Annotated in this window: 16 protein-coding genes and 2 riboswitches; of the genes, 3 read left to right on the forward strand and 13 right to left on the reverse strand. The window is 64.5% G+C overall.

The window, feature by feature from the left end; genetic code table 11:
- Positions 1–91 precede the first annotated feature (91 nt).
- The 13 genes from pta to M6689_RS07895 all read right to left on the reverse strand — a co-directional run bounded on the left by pta (position 92) and on the right by M6689_RS07895 (position 14,218).
- Positions 92–1,093, reverse strand: a complete 1,002-nt coding sequence (gene pta / locus M6689_RS07835; RefSeq protein ID WP_298269935.1) for a phosphate acetyltransferase — start codon at positions 1,091–1,093, stop codon at positions 92–94.
- Positions 1,094–1,223: 130 nt separating this feature from the next.
- On the reverse strand, positions 1,224–3,212 hold the full coding sequence (locus M6689_RS07840) for a methyl-accepting chemotaxis protein (RefSeq protein ID WP_298269938.1): 1,989 nt from the start codon (positions 3,210–3,212) through the stop codon (positions 1,224–1,226).
- 364 nt (positions 3,213–3,576) lie between these two features.
- Positions 3,577–4,089 carry a molybdopterin adenylyltransferase gene (gene mog, locus M6689_RS07845; protein WP_298269941.1) on the reverse strand — a complete coding sequence of 171 codons (513 nt, stop codon included), beginning with the start codon at positions 4,087–4,089 and terminating at the stop codon, positions 3,577–3,579.
- Positions 4,086–4,568, reverse strand: a complete 483-nt coding sequence (moaC, locus tag M6689_RS07850; RefSeq protein ID WP_298269944.1) for a cyclic pyranopterin monophosphate synthase MoaC — start codon at positions 4,566–4,568, stop codon at positions 4,086–4,088. The genes mog and moaC overlap by 4 nt, the downstream gene beginning before the upstream one ends.
- A 13-nt stretch (positions 4,569–4,581) precedes the next feature.
- A complete protein-coding gene (gene glp, locus M6689_RS07855) occupies positions 4,582–5,799 on the reverse strand; it encodes a gephyrin-like molybdotransferase Glp (protein ID WP_298269947.1) in 1,218 nt (405 codons plus the stop codon).
- A 52-nt stretch (positions 5,800–5,851) separates the two neighbouring features.
- Complete coding sequence (locus M6689_RS07860; protein ID WP_298269950.1) at positions 5,852–6,502, reverse strand: ATP-binding cassette domain-containing protein; 651 nt, start codon at positions 6,500–6,502, stop codon at positions 5,852–5,854.
- Between the two features lie 5 nt (positions 6,503–6,507).
- Complete coding sequence (locus M6689_RS07865) at positions 6,508–7,194, reverse strand: ABC transporter permease (protein WP_298269953.1); 687 nt, start codon at positions 7,192–7,194, stop codon at positions 6,508–6,510.
- Positions 7,195–7,203: 9 nt separating this feature from the next.
- Positions 7,204–8,013 carry a substrate-binding domain-containing protein gene (locus M6689_RS07870; protein WP_298269957.1) on the reverse strand — a complete coding sequence of 270 codons (810 nt, stop codon included), beginning with the start codon at positions 8,011–8,013 and terminating at the stop codon, positions 7,204–7,206.
- Positions 8,014–8,036: 23 nt separating this feature from the next.
- The gene (locus M6689_RS07875; RefSeq protein WP_298269959.1) at positions 8,037–9,692 is read right to left on the reverse strand and encodes a porin; all 1,656 of its coding nucleotides are present in this window, start codon (positions 9,690–9,692) and stop codon (positions 8,037–8,039) included.
- Between the two features lie 133 nt (positions 9,693–9,825).
- Positions 9,826–9,945: riboswitch (molybdenum cofactor riboswitch) on the reverse strand.
- Between the two features lie 65 nt (positions 9,946–10,010).
- Positions 10,011–10,853, reverse strand: a complete 843-nt coding sequence (locus M6689_RS07880) for a HesA/MoeB/ThiF family protein (RefSeq protein ID WP_298269962.1) — start codon at positions 10,851–10,853, stop codon at positions 10,011–10,013.
- A gap of 3 nt (positions 10,854–10,856) precedes the next feature.
- Positions 10,857–11,081, reverse strand: a complete 225-nt coding sequence (locus tag M6689_RS07885; protein WP_298269965.1) for a MoaD/ThiS family protein — start codon at positions 11,079–11,081, stop codon at positions 10,857–10,859.
- An 80-nt stretch (positions 11,082–11,161) separates the two neighbouring features.
- A complete protein-coding gene (locus tag M6689_RS07890) occupies positions 11,162–12,892 on the reverse strand; it encodes an aldehyde ferredoxin oxidoreductase family protein (protein WP_298269968.1) in 1,731 nt (576 codons plus the stop codon).
- Between the two features lie 30 nt (positions 12,893–12,922).
- Positions 12,923–13,040, reverse strand: a riboswitch (molybdenum cofactor riboswitch).
- 14 nt (positions 13,041–13,054) lie between these two features.
- Positions 13,055–14,218 (reverse strand): iron-containing alcohol dehydrogenase, encoded by a 1,164-nt coding sequence (locus M6689_RS07895; RefSeq protein ID WP_298269970.1) that lies wholly within the window; start codon positions 14,216–14,218, stop codon positions 13,055–13,057.
- A 537-nt stretch (positions 14,219–14,755) separates the two neighbouring features.
- Between M6689_RS07895 and M6689_RS07900 the strand changes: the two genes are divergently transcribed.
- Genes M6689_RS07900 through nuoB form a run of 3 tightly spaced genes read left to right on the forward strand, consistent with a single transcriptional unit; the run spans position 14,756 to position 15,847 of the window.
- Positions 14,756–14,992, forward strand: a complete 237-nt coding sequence (locus tag M6689_RS07900) for a ribbon-helix-helix protein, CopG family (RefSeq protein WP_298269973.1) — start codon at positions 14,756–14,758, stop codon at positions 14,990–14,992.
- A 7-nt stretch (positions 14,993–14,999) separates the two neighbouring features.
- The gene (locus M6689_RS07905; protein ID WP_298269977.1) at positions 15,000–15,365 is read left to right on the forward strand and encodes an NADH-quinone oxidoreductase subunit A; all 366 of its coding nucleotides are present in this window, start codon (positions 15,000–15,002) and stop codon (positions 15,363–15,365) included.
- Positions 15,356–15,847, forward strand: a complete 492-nt coding sequence (gene nuoB / locus M6689_RS07910; RefSeq protein WP_298269979.1) for an NADH-quinone oxidoreductase subunit NuoB — start codon at positions 15,356–15,358, stop codon at positions 15,845–15,847. Before M6689_RS07905 ends, nuoB begins: the two co-directional genes overlap by 10 nt.
- The last annotated feature ends 94 nt before the right edge of the window (positions 15,848–15,941 follow it).

The raw sequence follows: 15,941 nt of genomic DNA on the forward strand, positions 1-15,941 counted from the left end.
GCAAAGGCCGCCGGGGTACCCTGGCGGCCTTTCTGCGTTTCTTGCGGATTGTGGGGCAGCACCGCATGATGCCGCCCCCCTGATTTCCGTGCTACCCCTGGGCCTGCACCGCTGTGATGGCGGCCACGTTGACGATGTCCTCCACGGAGCAGCCCCGAGAGAGGTCGTTGACCGGCTTGGCCAGCCCCTGGATGATGGGGCCGATCGCCTCGGCGCCGGCCACCCGCTCCACGAGCTTGTAGGCAATGTTGCCGGCGTCGAGGTCGGGGAAGACGAGGACGTTGGCCTTTCCAGCCACAGCGCTGCCGGGGGCCTTGCGCTCGCCCACCTTGGGGAGGAGCGCCGCATCGGCCTGGAGTTCGCCGTCGATCTGGAGCCTCGGGTCGATCCCCCTGGCGATCTCGATTGCCTTGAGGACCTTGTCCACGTCCGGATGCGTGGCACTTCCCTTGGTGGAGAAGGAGAGCATGGCCACCCGGGCGTCCACGTCGAGGAACGACTTGCAGTTCTTGGCGGTGGCCACGGCGATTTCCGCCAGGGCCTGGGAGTCCGGGTTGGGGTTGACGGCGCAGTCCGCGAAGAGGATGATGCCGTTCTCGCCGAAGCTCGGCGTTTTCGTCACCATGAAAAAGAACGAGGAGACGGTCTTGATTCCCGCGGCGGGGCCGACGGTCTGGAACGCCGCCTTCAGGACGTTGCCGGTGGTGCCGGTGGCGCCGGCGACCTCGCCGCCGGCGTCTCCCTGGCGGACCATCATCCCGGCGAAGTAGAGGTAATCGGGGGCGGTGAGAAGTTTGAGCGCTTCGTCCCGGGTGAGCCCCTTGCTCTTGCGCAGCTCCACCAGCGCATCGGCGTATTCCTGCAGTTTCGGCGAGGTCGCCGGATCGATCACCTCCACCCCGGAGATGTCGGTGCCAAGTTCGGCGGCTTTCCGGGTGATTGCATCGAGGTTGCCGAGCATTGCAACTTTGGCCAAACCCTGTTCCACAATCTGCTGTGCGGCCGAGTACATACGATCGTCATAGCTCTCCGGCAAAACGATTGTCTGCAGATTTTTCCGGGCTTTTGCCCTGATTTGGTCCATCAAGCTCATGGCGTTCCTCCTCGTGTAGGGTTAAAACAAGATTATACTGTATAGCGCAAGAGGGAGACGTGGGTCAACAAAAAACCCCTTCGCCGGCGCGTATGGCGCCGATCGAAGGGGCTTTTCCGTGCCCGGCAGGTCAGTGCGCGGAAGTGCACTCGTCTTTGATGCGGTCCAGGAGGGTGACGATCGTGCCGGAGATTTCCTCCATCTCGTGGTAGATCTTTTCCGCCCCTGTCCGGTCGCCGGCATTGCAGGCGACCGCCACCTCGCGGGCCAGGGCGTGGATCCGCTCGTGGGGGGCGTCGATGGCCCGGAAACTCGGTGCGCTCCCGCACAGGGTCTTCCCTTCGTCGTCGTACCACTTGCCGAAGCGGCAGGTGTGGTGGTCCGGAATCTGACCCCCATCGATCTTCTTGTTGCCGTTCAGGCTGGAGCCGAGCTTGTTGACGAAGATCCGGTGGTCGGTCTTGGCCAGTTCCAGCATGAGCAGCCCGCTCACCTCGGTCTTGAAGCCGACGGTGCTGTTGCGGATCTCCTCGTCGATCCCCGACAGGCGGTAGACGGCCTCCTTTACCTCGGCGGACATCCGTTCCATGGCGGCTGCCGACGCCGAGGTCTTCTCGATGCTCTGTGCCATCTCCTGGGCCGTGGCCGACTGCTGCTCCACCGCTGTTGCGATCCGGGTGATCTGGTCCCGGGCATTGCTCGCCTCGTCGAGGATGTGGCGCAGCGATGCGCCCACTTCCCCGATGTAGTCGGTGGCGCGCCCCACCTCTCCGGAGGCCTCGGACATGGAGCTGCGGGTCAATGCCGATTCCCTCTGCACGGCGCCGATCTTGGCGGATATCTCCGCGGTTGCCCTGATGGTCCGCTCCGCCAGCTTGCGGACCTCGTCGGCCACCACCGAGAAGCCGCGGCCGTGCTCGCCGGCCCGTGCGGCCTCGATGGAGGCGTTGAGGGCGAGGAGGTTGGTCTGGTCGGCGATGTCGTTGATGACGGTTACGATGTCGCCGATCTCGGCGGCGCTGCCGTTGAGCCGGTCGATCATCGCCGACAGGCCGGCGGTGGCGCTGCGGACCCGCTCGATGGTCTCGACGGCGCCGTCGGCCCGCTCTTTTCCCTCCAGGGCGGTCCTCATGGTCTCCGAGGAGGTCGCGGAGGCGACGACCGCGTTGCCGGCCACGTCGTTGATGGTCTGGCTCATCTCCTCGGCGGCGGTGGCGATCCGGGACGCCTGCAGCGACTGATCCCGGGCGGAGACGGCCGTCTGCTCCGCTTTCTCCTTCACCGTATCGACGATGGAAACAACGTGGTTTATGGAGGCGAAGATCCGGTTGATCATCTCGTTCAGGGAGCGGGCCATCCTGTTGACGTCCCGGGCGAGCTGGCCGAACTCGTCGTTACTCTCGTCGTCGATGTGGATGCGCAGATCGCCGTTGGCCACCAGGTTCACCTTTTCCGTCAGGTCGGCGAGGTTGCGGGTGATGTTCTTCGCGACGATCCAGGAGGTGAGGAGGATCAGCAGAAAGATCGCCACGGCGGCTGCCGCGAAGCGGATGGCGTTATGCCAGAAAAGGGCGTTGACGTCGTCGAGGTAGATGCCGCTCCCGATGATCCATCCCCACGGCGCGAATCCCTTCACGTAGGAGACCTTGAGAACCGGGTCGGAAAACCCGGGCTTCGGCCAGAGGTAGTAGACGAACCCTTCCTTCCCGTTCCTGACGGTGTCGACGAACTCGACGAAGAGCTTCTTCCCCTGCGGGTCCTTGAAGTCGGAGAGGTTCTTGCCGTCCAGTTCCGGCTTGTACGGGTGCATCACCATGGCCGGCTGCATGTCGTTGATCCAGAAGTACTCCTTATCCTCGTAGCGCAGGCCCTTGATCGCCGCGATGGCGGCGGCCTTCGCTTCCTGCTCCGTAAGCTTCCCTTCCGCCGTCAGCCTCTGGAAGTGGCCGAGGAGCGAGTGGGCCGTTTCCACGAGGTGGCGGGTCTTGAGCTCCTTTTCCCGCATCATGTCCTGCTTCAGGAAGATCAGCGACATGGAGACAAGGACTGCGATCCCCGCGAGGGCGCTCAGGATGATCATCCAGAGCTTTTTTCGCACCTTCAGGTTTTTCAGTTTCATTTGCTTTTTCCCCTCCGCTTTCATTTCATGGGTTGCCACCGTTTCGCCCGGGTGGCGGTTGGCATGGAACGTAATGGTGTTTTGCACTGCGTCGGGAAGCTGACTAAGAGGCCGGCTATTGCTTCGGCCAGTTGAAAGCAAATTGTTTACCAAGAAAATCATAAATAAAACAAATAAAATAAAACCTGATTTTATTTATGAGTATTGAATCGGGTGGCCGGATTGCAAGCTTCGGTGGAGTTTGGGGAGAGGGATTTTAGCGAGATGCAAAAAAAATCCCCCGCGGGTGGCGGGGGAGGGTAGCCGGAGCGTTCCATCCAAAGGTTTTAGTCGAAACGCGGGAGGAAATAAACTCTGTCACCGGCTATTTGACAGGGGGATGGGGGACCATCGGAGAGGCGCACTCCCGGGTGTCGCCCTGGATCTTCTCCACGGCGTGGGGGACCGCAGGCCAGACCGCCTCCAGGTTCTCCACCGCCCCTTTCGGGCTCCCCGGCAGGTTGATGATGAGGGTCTCCCCCCGGATGCCGGCCACGGCCCGGGAGATCATGGCGTGGGGGGTCTTCTGGAGGCTTCGCATCCGCATTACCTCGCCGAAGCCGGGGATGAGGCGGTCGACGACCCTCATGGTGGCGTCGGGGGTGACGTCCCGGGGGGAGACGCCGGTGCCGCCGGTGGTGAGGATCAGGTCGAACTCCCCCGAGTCGGTCCAGTCGCGGAGCGTCTCCTCGATCAGCGCCGCCTCGTCGGGGATGATGGCGGTCCGGACGGTCTCGGCTCCCCGTTCCGCCAGCCAGGAGACAAGCGCCGGACCGCTGGCGTCCGCCCGCTCGCCGCGGGCACCCTTGTCGCTCAAGGTCAGTATGGCTGCCTTCATGCCGTTTCCTCCCGTTGCCAAGTGCCGCTCTTTCCCCCCTCCTTGAAGAGGAGGCGGATCTCGCCGATGGTGATCCCCTTGTCGGCACCCTTGCACATGTCGTAGATGGTGAGGGCCGCCACCGCGGCCGAGGTCATCGCCTCCATCTCCACGCCGGTCCGCTCGAAGGCCCGCACCGTCGCCCTGACGGTAACGGTGCCGGCGGCGGGGTCGGGCTCGAAGTCGACCGCCGCGTGGTGGATCGCCAGTGGGTGGGAGAGGGGGATCAGGTCGGGGGTCTTCTTGGCGGCGGCGATGCCGGCGAGCCGAGCCACGCCGAGGACATCCCCCTTGGTGGTCCGTCCTTCGAGGACGGCGGCGAGGGTTTCGGGCTTCATGGCGACCGTGGCGGCGGCGGTGGCGGTGCGCAGGGTCGGCGCCTTGCCGCTGACGTCCACCATGATCGCCCGTCCCTGGTCGTCGAAGTGGTTGAATGACATGGTAACTCCTTTCCTACCCCTCCAGCATCTCCACATCGCTGCCGAGAAGGTGCATCTCCACCTCGCTGCCGGCCGGCACCACCGAGGCCTCGCTGGGGAGGACGACGAGGCCGTTGGCCCGGACCATGGTCTTGAGGATCCCGGTATGCTGGTTGCCGGAGGTGGAGGCGACGTAGGTGCCATTTTCCACCGTCACCTGCACCCGTAGGAAGTTGATCTTCCCCGGCTTCTTCCGGGCTTCCTCCCTGAGGAGCGCCTTGACGAAGGGCTTCAGCACCCGGCGGTGCCCCATCATCTTCAGCAGGGCCGGGCGGACGAACTCCTCGAAGGTGACCATGGTGGAGACCGGGTTCCCGGGGAGGGAGAAGACCGGCCTGGCGCCGTGCATCCCGAAGGCAGTGGGGCCCCCCGGCTTGATGTCCACCTTCCAGAAGACCTGTTCCACCCCCAGTTCGGAGAGGACGTCGCGGACGAGGTCCCGGTCGCCGGCGGAGACCCCGGCGGAGGTGATGAGGGCATCGGCCCGGAGCCCCTCGGTCATCTTCTCCCGGTGGTTTTCCCAATTGTCGCGGGCGATGCCGAGGATGACCGGTTCGGCGCCGCATTCGCGCACGGCCGCGGCCAGCGACAGGGTGTTGGAGTTGACGATCTTTCCCGGCACCGGCGGCTCCCCAAGTTCGATCAGCTCGTCGCCGGTGGAAAGGATGGCGACTCGCGCCTTGCGGTAGACCGGGACGATCGCCTTGCCGAAGGAGGCGAGCATGCTGATCTCGGGGGGGCGGATCAGGGTGCCGGCCGGGATGATCACCTCGCCGGTAGCCACGTCCTCCCCCCTGAAGCGGATATGCTGGCGGGGGGTGACCGGGGCGGTCACCGTCACGGTCTCGCCGCTCCCTTCGGTCTCCTCCACGGGGACCACGGCGTCGCAGCCGGGGGGGAGCGGGGCGCCGGTCATGATCCGGATGGCGCAGCCCGGCTCTACGGCGCCGCAGACCTCGCCACCGGCCGGGATGTAGCCGGTCACCCGCAGGGAGATCGGGATGGCGCTGCAGTCGGCGGCGCGTACGGCAAAGCCGTCCATGGCCGAGTTGTCGCACAGGGGCATGTCCCACGGCGCGACGATCTCCTCGGCGATGACGCGCCCCAGGGATTCGAGCACCCCGACCCGTTCGACTCCCAACGGGGCGACGCGGTCCAGGATGATGCGGCGGGCTTCTTCAAAGGTTGGCACGGCGACTGACTCCTTTGTCGGTGATTGTTGCGGTGGCCGGCGAACCGGCCGGTCAGGCAAGTTTCCCGGTGACCAGGCGGATCTGCTTCCCCCCGAGCCGGTGGGGCTGCTCCGGGTCGTGGGTGGTCATGATGACCGTGGTCCCGTTGCCGGGGAGCGAGACGATGACCTGTTCGAGATGCTCGCAGGTCGCCCGGTCCACGTTGGCGAGGGGCTCATCGAGGAGGAGCACCTTCGGTTCCAGGACCAGGGCGCGGGCCATGGCGACCCGCTGGGACTCGCCGCCGGAGAGCTCCCGGGCGCGGCGATGGCCGAACCCCGGCAGCCCCACCTGCTCCAGGGAGCGTTCCACCCGACGGCGCCTTTCCTCCCCCCTTATCCCCCGCATCTTCAGGCCGAAGGCGATGTTGGCGAAGACGCTGCCGTTGAAGAGGTACGGCGATTGGTGCAGCAGCGTCACCTGCCGGCGCAGGGAGAGGAGTGCGGCGTTGGTCCAGCGGACCGGCTTTCCCCCGTAGCGGAGCTCCCCCGACGACGGGGGGGCGAGGAAGGCGAGGAGGGTGAGGAGGGTAGTCTTCCCCGAACCGTTGGCCCCGGTAAGAGTGTAGAGCTTTCCGGCGGCGAGCGCAAGATCGTCGATGGCGAGGACCGTCCGCTCGCCGTAGCATTTCCGGATCGATTCCAGGTGGTAGAGCTCGTTCACGGCGGCTACCTCTGCTGAAGGATGTTGAGAAAGAGGTTCACCAGGAGCGCCACCCCCATCAGGATGAGCCCCAAGGCAAGCCCCAGGGCGAATTCACCCTTCCCGGTCTCCATGGCGATGGCGGTGGTCATGGTCCGGGTGTAGCCGCGGATGTTGCCGCCGAGCATCATCGCCACCCCCACCTCGGCCACCACCCGGCCGAACCCGGCGATGACCGCGGCCATGATCCCGAAGCGGAGTTCCTGCACCAGCTGGCGGATGCTCTGGAGGGGACCCGCCCCCAGGGTGAGGGCGGTGGGGACGATGCGGGGGTCGGCTCCCTTGACGGTCCCGAGGGTGTAGTTGGCCACGATCGGGATGGCGAGGATGGTCTGGCCGATGACCATCGCCTTGGGGGTGAAGAGGAGCCCCAACTCCCCGAGGGGCCCCTGGCGGCTGATGATGCCGTAGACCGCCAGTCCCACCACCACCGTCGGCAGCGCCATGAGGGTGTTGAGAAGGGTGATCACCGCGCGCTTTCCGGGAAACTCCGTGACCCCGACAACCACCCCGGCCGGCACGCCGGCCAGGGTGGCGAAGAGGATCGACCAGAGGGCGACCCCCAGCGATGTCGAAACGGCATTGACCACATCCGGGTCGAAAGAGGCGATCAGGTCGAGGGCGGTGCTGAACGTATCGGAGAGAAACCCCACCCGCTGATCCTATTTCTTGTAAATGAAGAAGACCGGCTCGCCGTGGGCCTTGTAGCCGGCGATGATCTTCTGTCCCGCGGGACCGGTGACGAAGTCGATGAACTTCATGGCCAGGTCATACTTCACGTGGGGAAACTTCTTCGGATTCACGGCGATTACCCCGTAGGCGTTGAACAGCCCCTTCTCCCCCTGGAAGTTGATCACCAGGTCGGTCTTTGTCCCCTTATAGGCGTTGTAGGTCCCGCGGTCGGCCAGGGTGTACGCCTGGCGCTCGGTCGCCATGGTGATGACCGGCCCCATTCCCTGGCCCGCCTCGATATACCAGCTTCCCTTCGGCTGGATGCCGGCGGCCTGCCAGAGCTCCTTCTCCTTCACGTGGGTCCCCGACTTGTCACCCCGGGAGATGAAGGTGGCCCCCTTGGCGGCGATCATCCTCAGCGCCTCGGCCGCGGTCTTCGCCCGGGCTATGCCGGCCGGGTCGCTCTTCGGGCCGATGATGACGAAGTCGTTGTACATGACGTCCCGGCGGTTCACCCCGAAGCCGTTGGCCACGAACTTGTCCTCCAGCTTGCGGGCGTGGACGAAGACCACGTCCACGTCCCCCGCCTCGCCGATCTTCAGGGCCTGGCCGGTGCCGACCGCAATGACGTCGACCTTTACGTTATTTTCCTTCTCGAAGGGGGGGAGGAGGACCCTCAGGAGTCCCGAGTCCTGGGTGGAGGTGGTGGTGGACATCTTGAGGCGCTCTTCGGCCGAGGCCGCGCTGCAGAGGACCACAAGGGCGATGATGGCGAGGAATGCGCCGCGTAGCGATTTCATAATGCCTCCCTTTCTTGATCTTTTTATCCGCGCTGTTCGTCTTTTTTTATCGTCGTCATCTTCTTCAGGCGGGCGATGCCGTGCTGGCACGCCTCGAAGGCGTCGGAGCTGTTGGGGGAACTGGTCGCCACCAGCGAGATGATGTCCCCCACCCGGAGCCGGCCGGTCCGCCGGACCAGGAGAACGTCTTCGAGGGTCCACTTACCCTGCAGCTCGGCGGCGATTGCCGCCAGCTCCCCCTTGGTGTCTCCGCTGGTCTGGTAGTCAATGCAGGTGGTGGGACGGTCGCCGTTGGCTTCCTTGACCACGGCGTAGTGAAACACCACCGAGCCGGAACTGTTCTTTGCGATGACGTCGTAGAGCTCCGACGGGTTGATGGGGTCAGGCGTTACGTGGACCATGGTGTTATCTCCCGTACTATACCACTGTTTTCTCTTGAAGATGATCTGGGCCTGGAGCCGGTACTGCTTGTCGTCGGTCTTCCCCTTCGACTGGTCGTGGGTGTTGGTGACGTCGGCCTGGAGCTTCAGGTTGTGCTTGCTGAAGTAGTACGAAACCGCTCCCTGGGTGTCGGTGACGAGGTCGTTGGCCTTGTCGCGGTTGGGGTCGACGTAGGAGTAGCGGAACGCCACTTCCAGGGTCCTGGGGATGATGCAGTACCCCGCCTGGGCGTAGAAGCCGTGGGCGCGCAGGGTATTGCTGCTGGTCTGGCCGTCGGCCTGCCCCACCAGGTATTCGGCCTGGGCCGAGGCGCCGAGCCACTTGAAGGCGGCATCCACGCCCCAGGTGTTGACGTCGATCTTCTCGCTGGCGGCGAAGGTGCCCAGTCCCTTGCCGAGCCAGCCGCTGGTGCCCGCCAGGGTGATGGCGTTGCTCTCAAGGGAACCGGCCGTCTTGTTCAGCGTATTCCGGTAGTAGTTGGCGCCGAGGGAGAGGAGCGGTTTCGGGCTGTTGTCGAGGTCGCTCTCGGAGTAGGCCATCTTGCCGAAGGGGTTGATGGTGGCCCGGGCGGCGATGGCGTTGTCGTTGGAGCTGCGGACGATGCTCTGGCCGGCGCCGCCGTAGACGCCGAACTCATAGGTGGCGAGCCCCTTCATGATGTCGCCGTGGAGCTTCGCCCCCACGTCGTATCCGGGACGGAACGTGTCGGAAGCGGTGGAGCGGTCGACGAACTGCTGGCTTCCGGAGGAGTTGAGCCACTGGCGGCCGAAGGGGACCTTGGTCTGGCCGGCAAGGAGCTGGGCTTCGTCGATGAGCCGGTAGTTCAGGTAGGCATGCTCGAGCATCTTCGAGGAGCCGCTGTTGGCGAAATCCACCTGGTAGAGGTAGGTCAGGTCCTTCGTGTAGGCGTGACCCTTCATCCAGAACTTGATCCGCTTTGCCTCCCATTTGCTCGTGTCGGGTTTCGTGGCGGTGTTGACCTCCAGGTCGGTGAAGGTGTAGCGGGTCTGGAGCCGGCCGCCGATGGTGAGCTTGAACTTCTCGTCCGGCGAGGTGAGGGTGAAGCCGTTGCCGAGCTTGTAGTCGAACGGTTTGCTCTTGGTCACTTCCTTGTAGTCGGCTTCGGTGATGACACCCTTCTCCTTGAGGATGTCCTCCAGGGTCTTGGCCTCCGCGCTGCCGCAGACGGCAATGGCGGCGAGAATGGCCGGTACTGCTGCGATCCGTTTTCTGTTCACGTCTTCCTCCTGATGGGTAGATAACGGTGAGAACCTCACCGAAACGACCGCCGGCATGGCAGCAGGTGCCTGCCGGAGGTCGCTGATAACAAAAGGGCCTCTCCCCAAAAGGAAAGAGGCCCCATACCCGCGAAGGCGTATAAAGCGTTCTCCTTTCCAGAAGGGAGGCGCCGCCGTTTCCAGCGAAGCCCGTTGGCCGTTCACCGTGGGGATGGTGCCCTTTAGGTGTGGCGGCTCGGAGAAGAATGGTTCTTATTTAGAGTCTGCTTATGCAGTGTTTGATGCGTTTTGTCAATACCTTACTGGAAAATGGCCGTATTACTCCCCCACCACCGCCGGCGCCGGTTCCAGCAGCAGCTCATTGAATTCCATATCGAGGAGGTTGACGTAGATCATCCGGCTGCGGAGCGATTCCCCCTCTCCTAGGAGGATCTTGCAGGCTTCGGCCACCTGGAGGCTCGCCACCACCGCCGGGGTGAACGAGGGGTTGCCGAGCCGCGTCTCGACTCCCTTCTGCTCCGCCCAGGCGCCGAAGAGGCAGGGGGAGAGGTCGTCCCCCGGGAGCTGGGAGGCGACCTGCCCGTACCAGCCGCCGATGGCGCCGTGCACGAGGGGGATAGAGAGCTCGCGGCAGCATTGCGCCAGCTCCAGGCGGGTGGCGATGCTGTCCAGGCCGTCCATCACCACGTCGGCCCCGGTCAGGATCCCGGGGCCGTTGTCGCGGGAGAACGCCGCCCGGAGCGGAGTGACGGTGACCGCCGGGTTGATCTCGGCGATCCGTGCCGCCGCGACTTCAACCTTGGGGCTGCCGAGAAGAGCGGGGGAGGAGAGGAGCTGGCGGTTGAGATTGTGTTCTTCGAAAATGTCGGGGTCCACCACCACGAGGTTCCCGACCCCGAGACGGGCCAGCTCCTCCACCAGGTATCCCCCCAGGCCGCCGCTGCCGATGATGACCGCGCGGCTGCGGAAGAGGCGCAGCTGCTTCTCCACGGTGATGGTCTGGCGGTTGCGCTGGTAGCGGGCCGGCATGATGCCGCGGGTGAGGAGCGCCTCCTCCACCTGGCCGAGGGTGAGGCCGAACCGCTCCGAGGCGGCCGCCTGCGCCGCCCAGGGGAAGAGGTCCGCCGTCGCCGCCGCCGTGATGAAGTCGTGGAGCCCCACCGGTTACCCCCCTCCGACGAGGGGGAAGAGCGACAGGATGTCGCCGTCCAGCAGCCGGTGGTCCAGTCTGGCGTGCCGGCCGTTCACCAGAACGATGCCGACTTCCTTTTCCGGGATGTTCAACTCGGTTGTGATGTCCACGGGGGAAATCCCCGGCTGGTACTTCTTGGTGGTCGCGGCGAAACGCCCGACACGGAACATGGCGAACAGTTTTACGGTGATCTCCATCGCGTTTCCCCCGTCGGCCCGCTGGCCTGATGTGAGGAGAGGGCGCGGGCACCGGAAGTGCCCGCGCCGCGTTGTTTTTGCTAGAAGTTCCAGAATTCGTCGATCTCGGCGTCGGTGAAATCCCAGACGGCGTTGTGAGGCGCCACCGGTTCGATCTTGAAGAACTCCGGCAGGCGGTCGTGCTCATTGGTGAACCCGGCCGCCATGTTGAACTGCCGCTCGGTCTTCAGGATATATTTCCCGAGATTCGTCACGTCATCGCCGGTGAGGTTGATGCCGAAGCGGGCGTTGATCATGTCGATGAGGGCCGGCAGGCACTCGGGGATGTCCAGGGCCGGGAAGGCGACGAAGATGCACATCCCGGTGGAGTCCACCGCCGCGGTGGCGATCTGGAGGTTGCGGGAAAGCTCCACCTGCCCATCCTTCTTCAGGGGGTCGACGAAACCGCCGACGTTGAGGATGTTGGTGGCGATGGTGTAGCCGGCGGTGTGGTCGGCCCCCATGGTGCTGGTGGCGTAGGTGATGCCGATCCCCTTCACCGAGCGGGGATCGTAGGCCGGGATCCCCTGGTTCTTCACCACCGGCACCCGGGTGACGCCGTAGGCTTTCCCCACTGAACCGGCCCCGCCGCCGAGGATCCGGCCGAGCGCGGTCCCCTTGGCGATGTCCTCTTTGAGGAGGCGGATGATCCCCTTGCCGTCGCCGAAGGGGAGGATGCCGGCCTCCATCGCCACGCCGAACATGACGGCGGTCTCGATGGAGTCGATGCCGATGTCGTCCATGAGGTTGTCGGCAACGGCGATGTCGTCCAGGTCGTCGATGCAGCAGTCGGCCCCCAGCCCCCAGATGGTCTCGTACTCGAAGCCGGAGGTGACGTATTTACCCTCCTTGTCGTGGTAGACCTGGGAGCACTGGATGATGCAGCCGGCGTGGCAGCCGTGCTTCGGCTTGCCGCCGCGGGCGACGATGGTGTCGTGCATGGTCTCGCCGGAGATCTTGTCGTGCCCGGCGAACTGGCCGACGGTGAAGTTGCGGGTCGGGAGCCCCCCCGCCTCGTGGAGGATGTTGACCAGGACGTTGGTGCCGTAGGTCGGAAGCCCCTCGCCGCTCACCGGGTGGTCCAGGAGCGCCTTGGCGAAGGCCCGGGCCGCGGTCTTGAATTTCTCCGGATCGGCGATGGGGACCTTGGGTGCGCCCTGGTCGTCGATGGAGATGAACTTGATCTTCTTGGACCCCATGACGGCGCCCAGCCCCCCGCGGCCGTGGCTGCGGATCTTGCTGTCCGGGTCCTTGACGGAGATGTTGGCGGCGGTCATCTTCAGCTCGCCGGCCGGGCCGATGGTGAGGATGCCGGTCTTCTTCCCGAGGCGGGCCTCAAGGGCCTCGATGACGGCGAAGTTTCCCTTGCCGAGCAGCTCGGTCTCTTCCTTGATGGCGACCCCCTCCATGGAGACGTGGAGGCTGTACCACGCGTCGGCCTTGGGGAGCCCCTCGATGATGAGCGCCTTGATCCCGAGGCGGGCGAGCATCTGGGCCGCGGTGCCGCCGGCGTTGCTCTCCTTGATGGTGCCGGTCAGGGGGCTCTTGGCCCCGGCGGAGAGGCGGCCGGAGTTGGCGGCCGGCGTCCCGGTGAGAAGCCCCGGCGCGAAGACCAGCTTGTTGCTCGGCCCCAGCGGGTGGCAGGTGGGAGGAACCTCGGCGGCAACGATGGTGGAGGTGAGGCCCCGGCCCCCGAGCCCCGCCCAGGCGGCGGGGACCGCCTCGGTCCTGGTGCTCAGGTCGGTCATGTTTACGCGGATTATCTTATCCATGAACTGATTTCTCCCTTTCTCTCAGATGCGGTTTCTCATTCCATTCTCCTTTCCGAAAGGGAGGCGCCGCCGTTTCCGGCGGCACCCAGTGGCCTTCAGCCGTGAGGTTTACCCTGTTAGGCCGGGAGGCTCGGAGATTTATCATGTTCGGCTGGCGCGCTGTTACATCGCCGCCTTGAAGATGTCGATCACCTGCTCAAGGCTCGCCTTGCGCGGGTTGGTCAGCTGGCAGGCGTCCTTCTTGGCGTTTTCCGCCATGATCTTCAGGTCCTCTTCCTTGACGTTCAGCTCCTTGAGCCCCGCCGGGATGCCGATGGAGGCGGAGAGCCTGCGGATGGCGGTGATGGCCTTTTGCGCCGCTTCGGCTACGGAGAGGCCGGCGATGTTCTCGCCGAGGGCGACGGCGATATCGGCAAACCGCTCGGGGCAGGCGATCAGGTTGAACTGGGAGACGGCCGGCAGGAGGATGGCGTTGCAGACGCCGTGGGGGAGGTTGTAGAAGCCGCCCAGCTGGTGGGCCATGGAGTGAACGTAGCCGAGGCTGGCGTTGTTGAACGCCATGCCGGCCAGGTACTCGGCGTAGGCCATCTTGTCGCGGGCTTCCAGGTTATCGCCGTTGGCGACGGCGGCGCTCAGATACTTGGCGATCAGCTCGATGGCCTTGATGGCGCAGGCGTCGGTGATGGGGGTGGCGATGGTGGAAACGTACGCCTCCACCGCGTGGGTCAGGGCGTCCATGCCGGTGGCGGCGGTGAGAGCCGCGGGCTTGCCGACCATCAGGACCGGGTCGTTGATGGCGATGTTCGGGGGGCAGCTCCAGTCGACGATCGCCATCTTCACGTGGGTGTCGGTGTTGGTGATGATGCAGAAGCGGGTCATTTCGGAAGCGGTGCCGGCGGTGGTGTTGATGGCGAGGAACGGCGGCATCGGCTTGGTGGACTTGTTGACACCCTCGAAGTCGCGGATGTGCCCGCCGTTGCCGATGACCAGCCCGATCCCCTTGCCGCAGTCGTGGGAGCTGCCGCCGCCAAGGGAGACGATGCCGTCACACTTGCTGTCCTGGTAGACCTTGACCCCGTCGTGGACGTTCTTGTCGGTCGGGTTGGGCTCGGCGCCGTCGAAAATGACCGCCTGCAGCCCTGCCTCTTCCATCTGACCCTTGATCTTGTCGGCGACCCCCATCTTGGCGAGGCCGGCGTCGGTTACGATCAGCAGCTTGGTTGCCCCGAGGGCCTTGGCCTGGGGACCTGCCTCCTTGGAGCAGCCTACGCCCATGAGAGAGACAGTGGGGATGAAGAATCCGAATGTTTGATCTGCCAATGCCATTGTGTACTTCCTCCTTTGTGTTGTGTGCGGCGTTGCCGACGTGGTGAAGATTCTGTCCGGTGCGATCCGGCAGACTTTGCATACGGTTTTGTAGAACGAATGTTTTACTGCTAGGCAAGTCGCATACCAAACCACGGGAAGAGGGATGGGTGGAAACGTTAAGGTCCCGAATTTGCTGCGAATAGTGCTGGAAAATCGGTCGGACGGTGCCGGATTTTGAATACGAATTTTTTTAACGCCGTTCTGTAGTGGTGCATACGGATGTTCCGACATGGAACGGTTGTGATGTTTTGGAACGGTATCGGAACTCCTCTTCCCCCTCGTCCCCCCCATCGCGCATCCCAGGGCAGAAAACCCGAAGAGCCTCGCCAGTCGCGGGATTGCCGCTCTCGAACCCGTTCGGTTTCGCAGCGCCTGCGGGACCGTTGGTACCGAACTTGCCATGGCCCGGTGATAGTAGATGGCCAGCCATCGGCGGACAGGGGGAGTTGGGCGGAGCCGGGCTTCCACGACCAGAGGATAATCGGGAGGAGAACAATGGGAAAATCGATGTACGTCAACACCAAGCCGACCATCGTCTCGGTGCGGGTCACCGACGAGCAGATGGAGGGTATCCGACGGGTCATGGAGGCGACGAAGAAGAGCGCCTCCGACGTCATGCGCGAGGCGTTCACCATGTTTGCGGAGAAGCTTGAGCGCGCGGGGCGCACGGAGCGGCTGGACGCCATCCGCGCCGCGGCCCTGAAATACGCAGAGGCCCGCGGGGAGGCATAACGATCCCATGAGCCCCTACCTCGCCTTTTTCCTCTTTCTCCTGGCGGCCGTGGGGCTCGTCGGCCTGATCGTCCTCCTGAACGGGCTCCTGGGGCCGCGGGTCGCCGCGTCCGCCGTGAAGTCGGAGCCCTTCGAGTGCGGCTCCCGGCCGCTGCAGCAGCGCAACGTCCGCCCCCTGTCGATCAAGTACTATCCGGTGGCGATCCTCTTCCTCCTGTTCGACCTGGAGAGCGTCCTCCTCTTCATCTGGGCGGTCTCCGCCGGCAACCGGGAGCTGGCCACGCTCTCCTTCTGCTCGTTTCTCTTTTTCATGGGGGTGCTGACGCTGGCCTTCATCTACCTCTGGAAGGAGGGGGCGCTGGAATGGCGATGATGGATTTCCTCACCACCCGCAAGGACGAGCTGGTGGGGTGGGTGCGCAAGTTCAGCCTCTTTCCCTACCCCTTCGTCACCGCCTGCTGCGGGATGGAGTTCATGGCGGTGAGCTCCACCCTCTACGACACCGACCGCTTCGGCGCCGCGCTCCCGCGCTTCACCCCCCGCCAGTCGGACCTCCTCATGGTGGTGGGGACCATCACCCACAAGGAAGCGCCGGTCATCAAGCGGGTCTACGAGCAGATGTGCGAGCCGAAATGGGTCATGGCCTTCGGCGCCTGCGCCACCAGCGGCGGCTTTTACCGCAACTACGCGGTGCTCCAGGGGGTGGACCGGGTCATCCCGGTGGATATCTACATCCCGGGGTGCCCGCCGCGGCCGGAGATGGTGATCGACGCCATCATGAAGCTGCAGGACAGGATCGCGGGGGAGCGGCATCCGATTCTGCCGTTCGAGGAGCAGAATCCGGTGAAGGGGTAAGGGCCGGTAAACCCGTAGGGGCGAATCTTGTATTCGCCCTTGAAGCAGGGCGATCACAAGGATCGCCCCTACAAGACACGGAAATATCGAAGAA

It is taken from the genome of Geobacter sp., assembly GCF_027327745.1.
GTDB lineage: Bacteria > Desulfobacterota > Desulfuromonadia > Geobacterales > Geobacteraceae > Geobacter.

What these genes read in the sequence shown, in the direction of transcription:
- pta (WP_298269935.1), bottom strand. Translation starts at nt 1,093, where the DNA reads ATGAGCTTGATGGACCAAATCAGGGCAAAAGCCCGGAAAAATCTGCAG.
- M6689_RS07840 (WP_298269938.1), bottom strand. Translation starts at nt 3,212, where the DNA reads ATGAAACTGAAAAACCTGAAGGTGCGAAAAAAGCTCTGGATGATCATC.
- mog (WP_298269941.1), bottom strand. Translation starts at nt 4,089, where the DNA reads ATGAAGGCAGCCATACTGACCTTGAGCGACAAGGGTGCCCGCGGCGAG.
- moaC (WP_298269944.1), bottom strand. Translation starts at nt 4,568, where the DNA reads ATGTCATTCAACCACTTCGACGACCAGGGACGGGCGATCATGGTGGAC.
- M6689_RS07870 (WP_298269957.1), bottom strand. Translation starts at nt 8,013, where the DNA reads ATGAAATCGCTACGCGGCGCATTCCTCGCCATCATCGCCCTTGTGGTC.
- M6689_RS07885 (WP_298269965.1), bottom strand. Translation starts at nt 11,081, where the DNA reads ATGGAGATCACCGTAAAACTGTTCGCCATGTTCCGTGTCGGGCGTTTC.
- M6689_RS07890 (WP_298269968.1), bottom strand. Translation starts at nt 12,892, where the DNA reads ATGGATAAGATAATCCGCGTAAACATGACCGACCTGAGCACCAGGACC.
- M6689_RS07895 (WP_298269970.1), bottom strand. Translation starts at nt 14,218, where the DNA reads ATGGCATTGGCAGATCAAACATTCGGATTCTTCATCCCCACTGTCTCT.
- M6689_RS07900 (WP_298269973.1), top strand. Translation starts at nt 14,756, where the DNA reads ATGGGAAAATCGATGTACGTCAACACCAAGCCGACCATCGTCTCGGTG.
- M6689_RS07905 (WP_298269977.1), top strand. Translation starts at nt 15,000, where the DNA reads ATGAGCCCCTACCTCGCCTTTTTCCTCTTTCTCCTGGCGGCCGTGGGG.
- nuoB (WP_298269979.1), top strand. Translation starts at nt 15,356, where the DNA reads ATGGCGATGATGGATTTCCTCACCACCCGCAAGGACGAGCTGGTGGGG.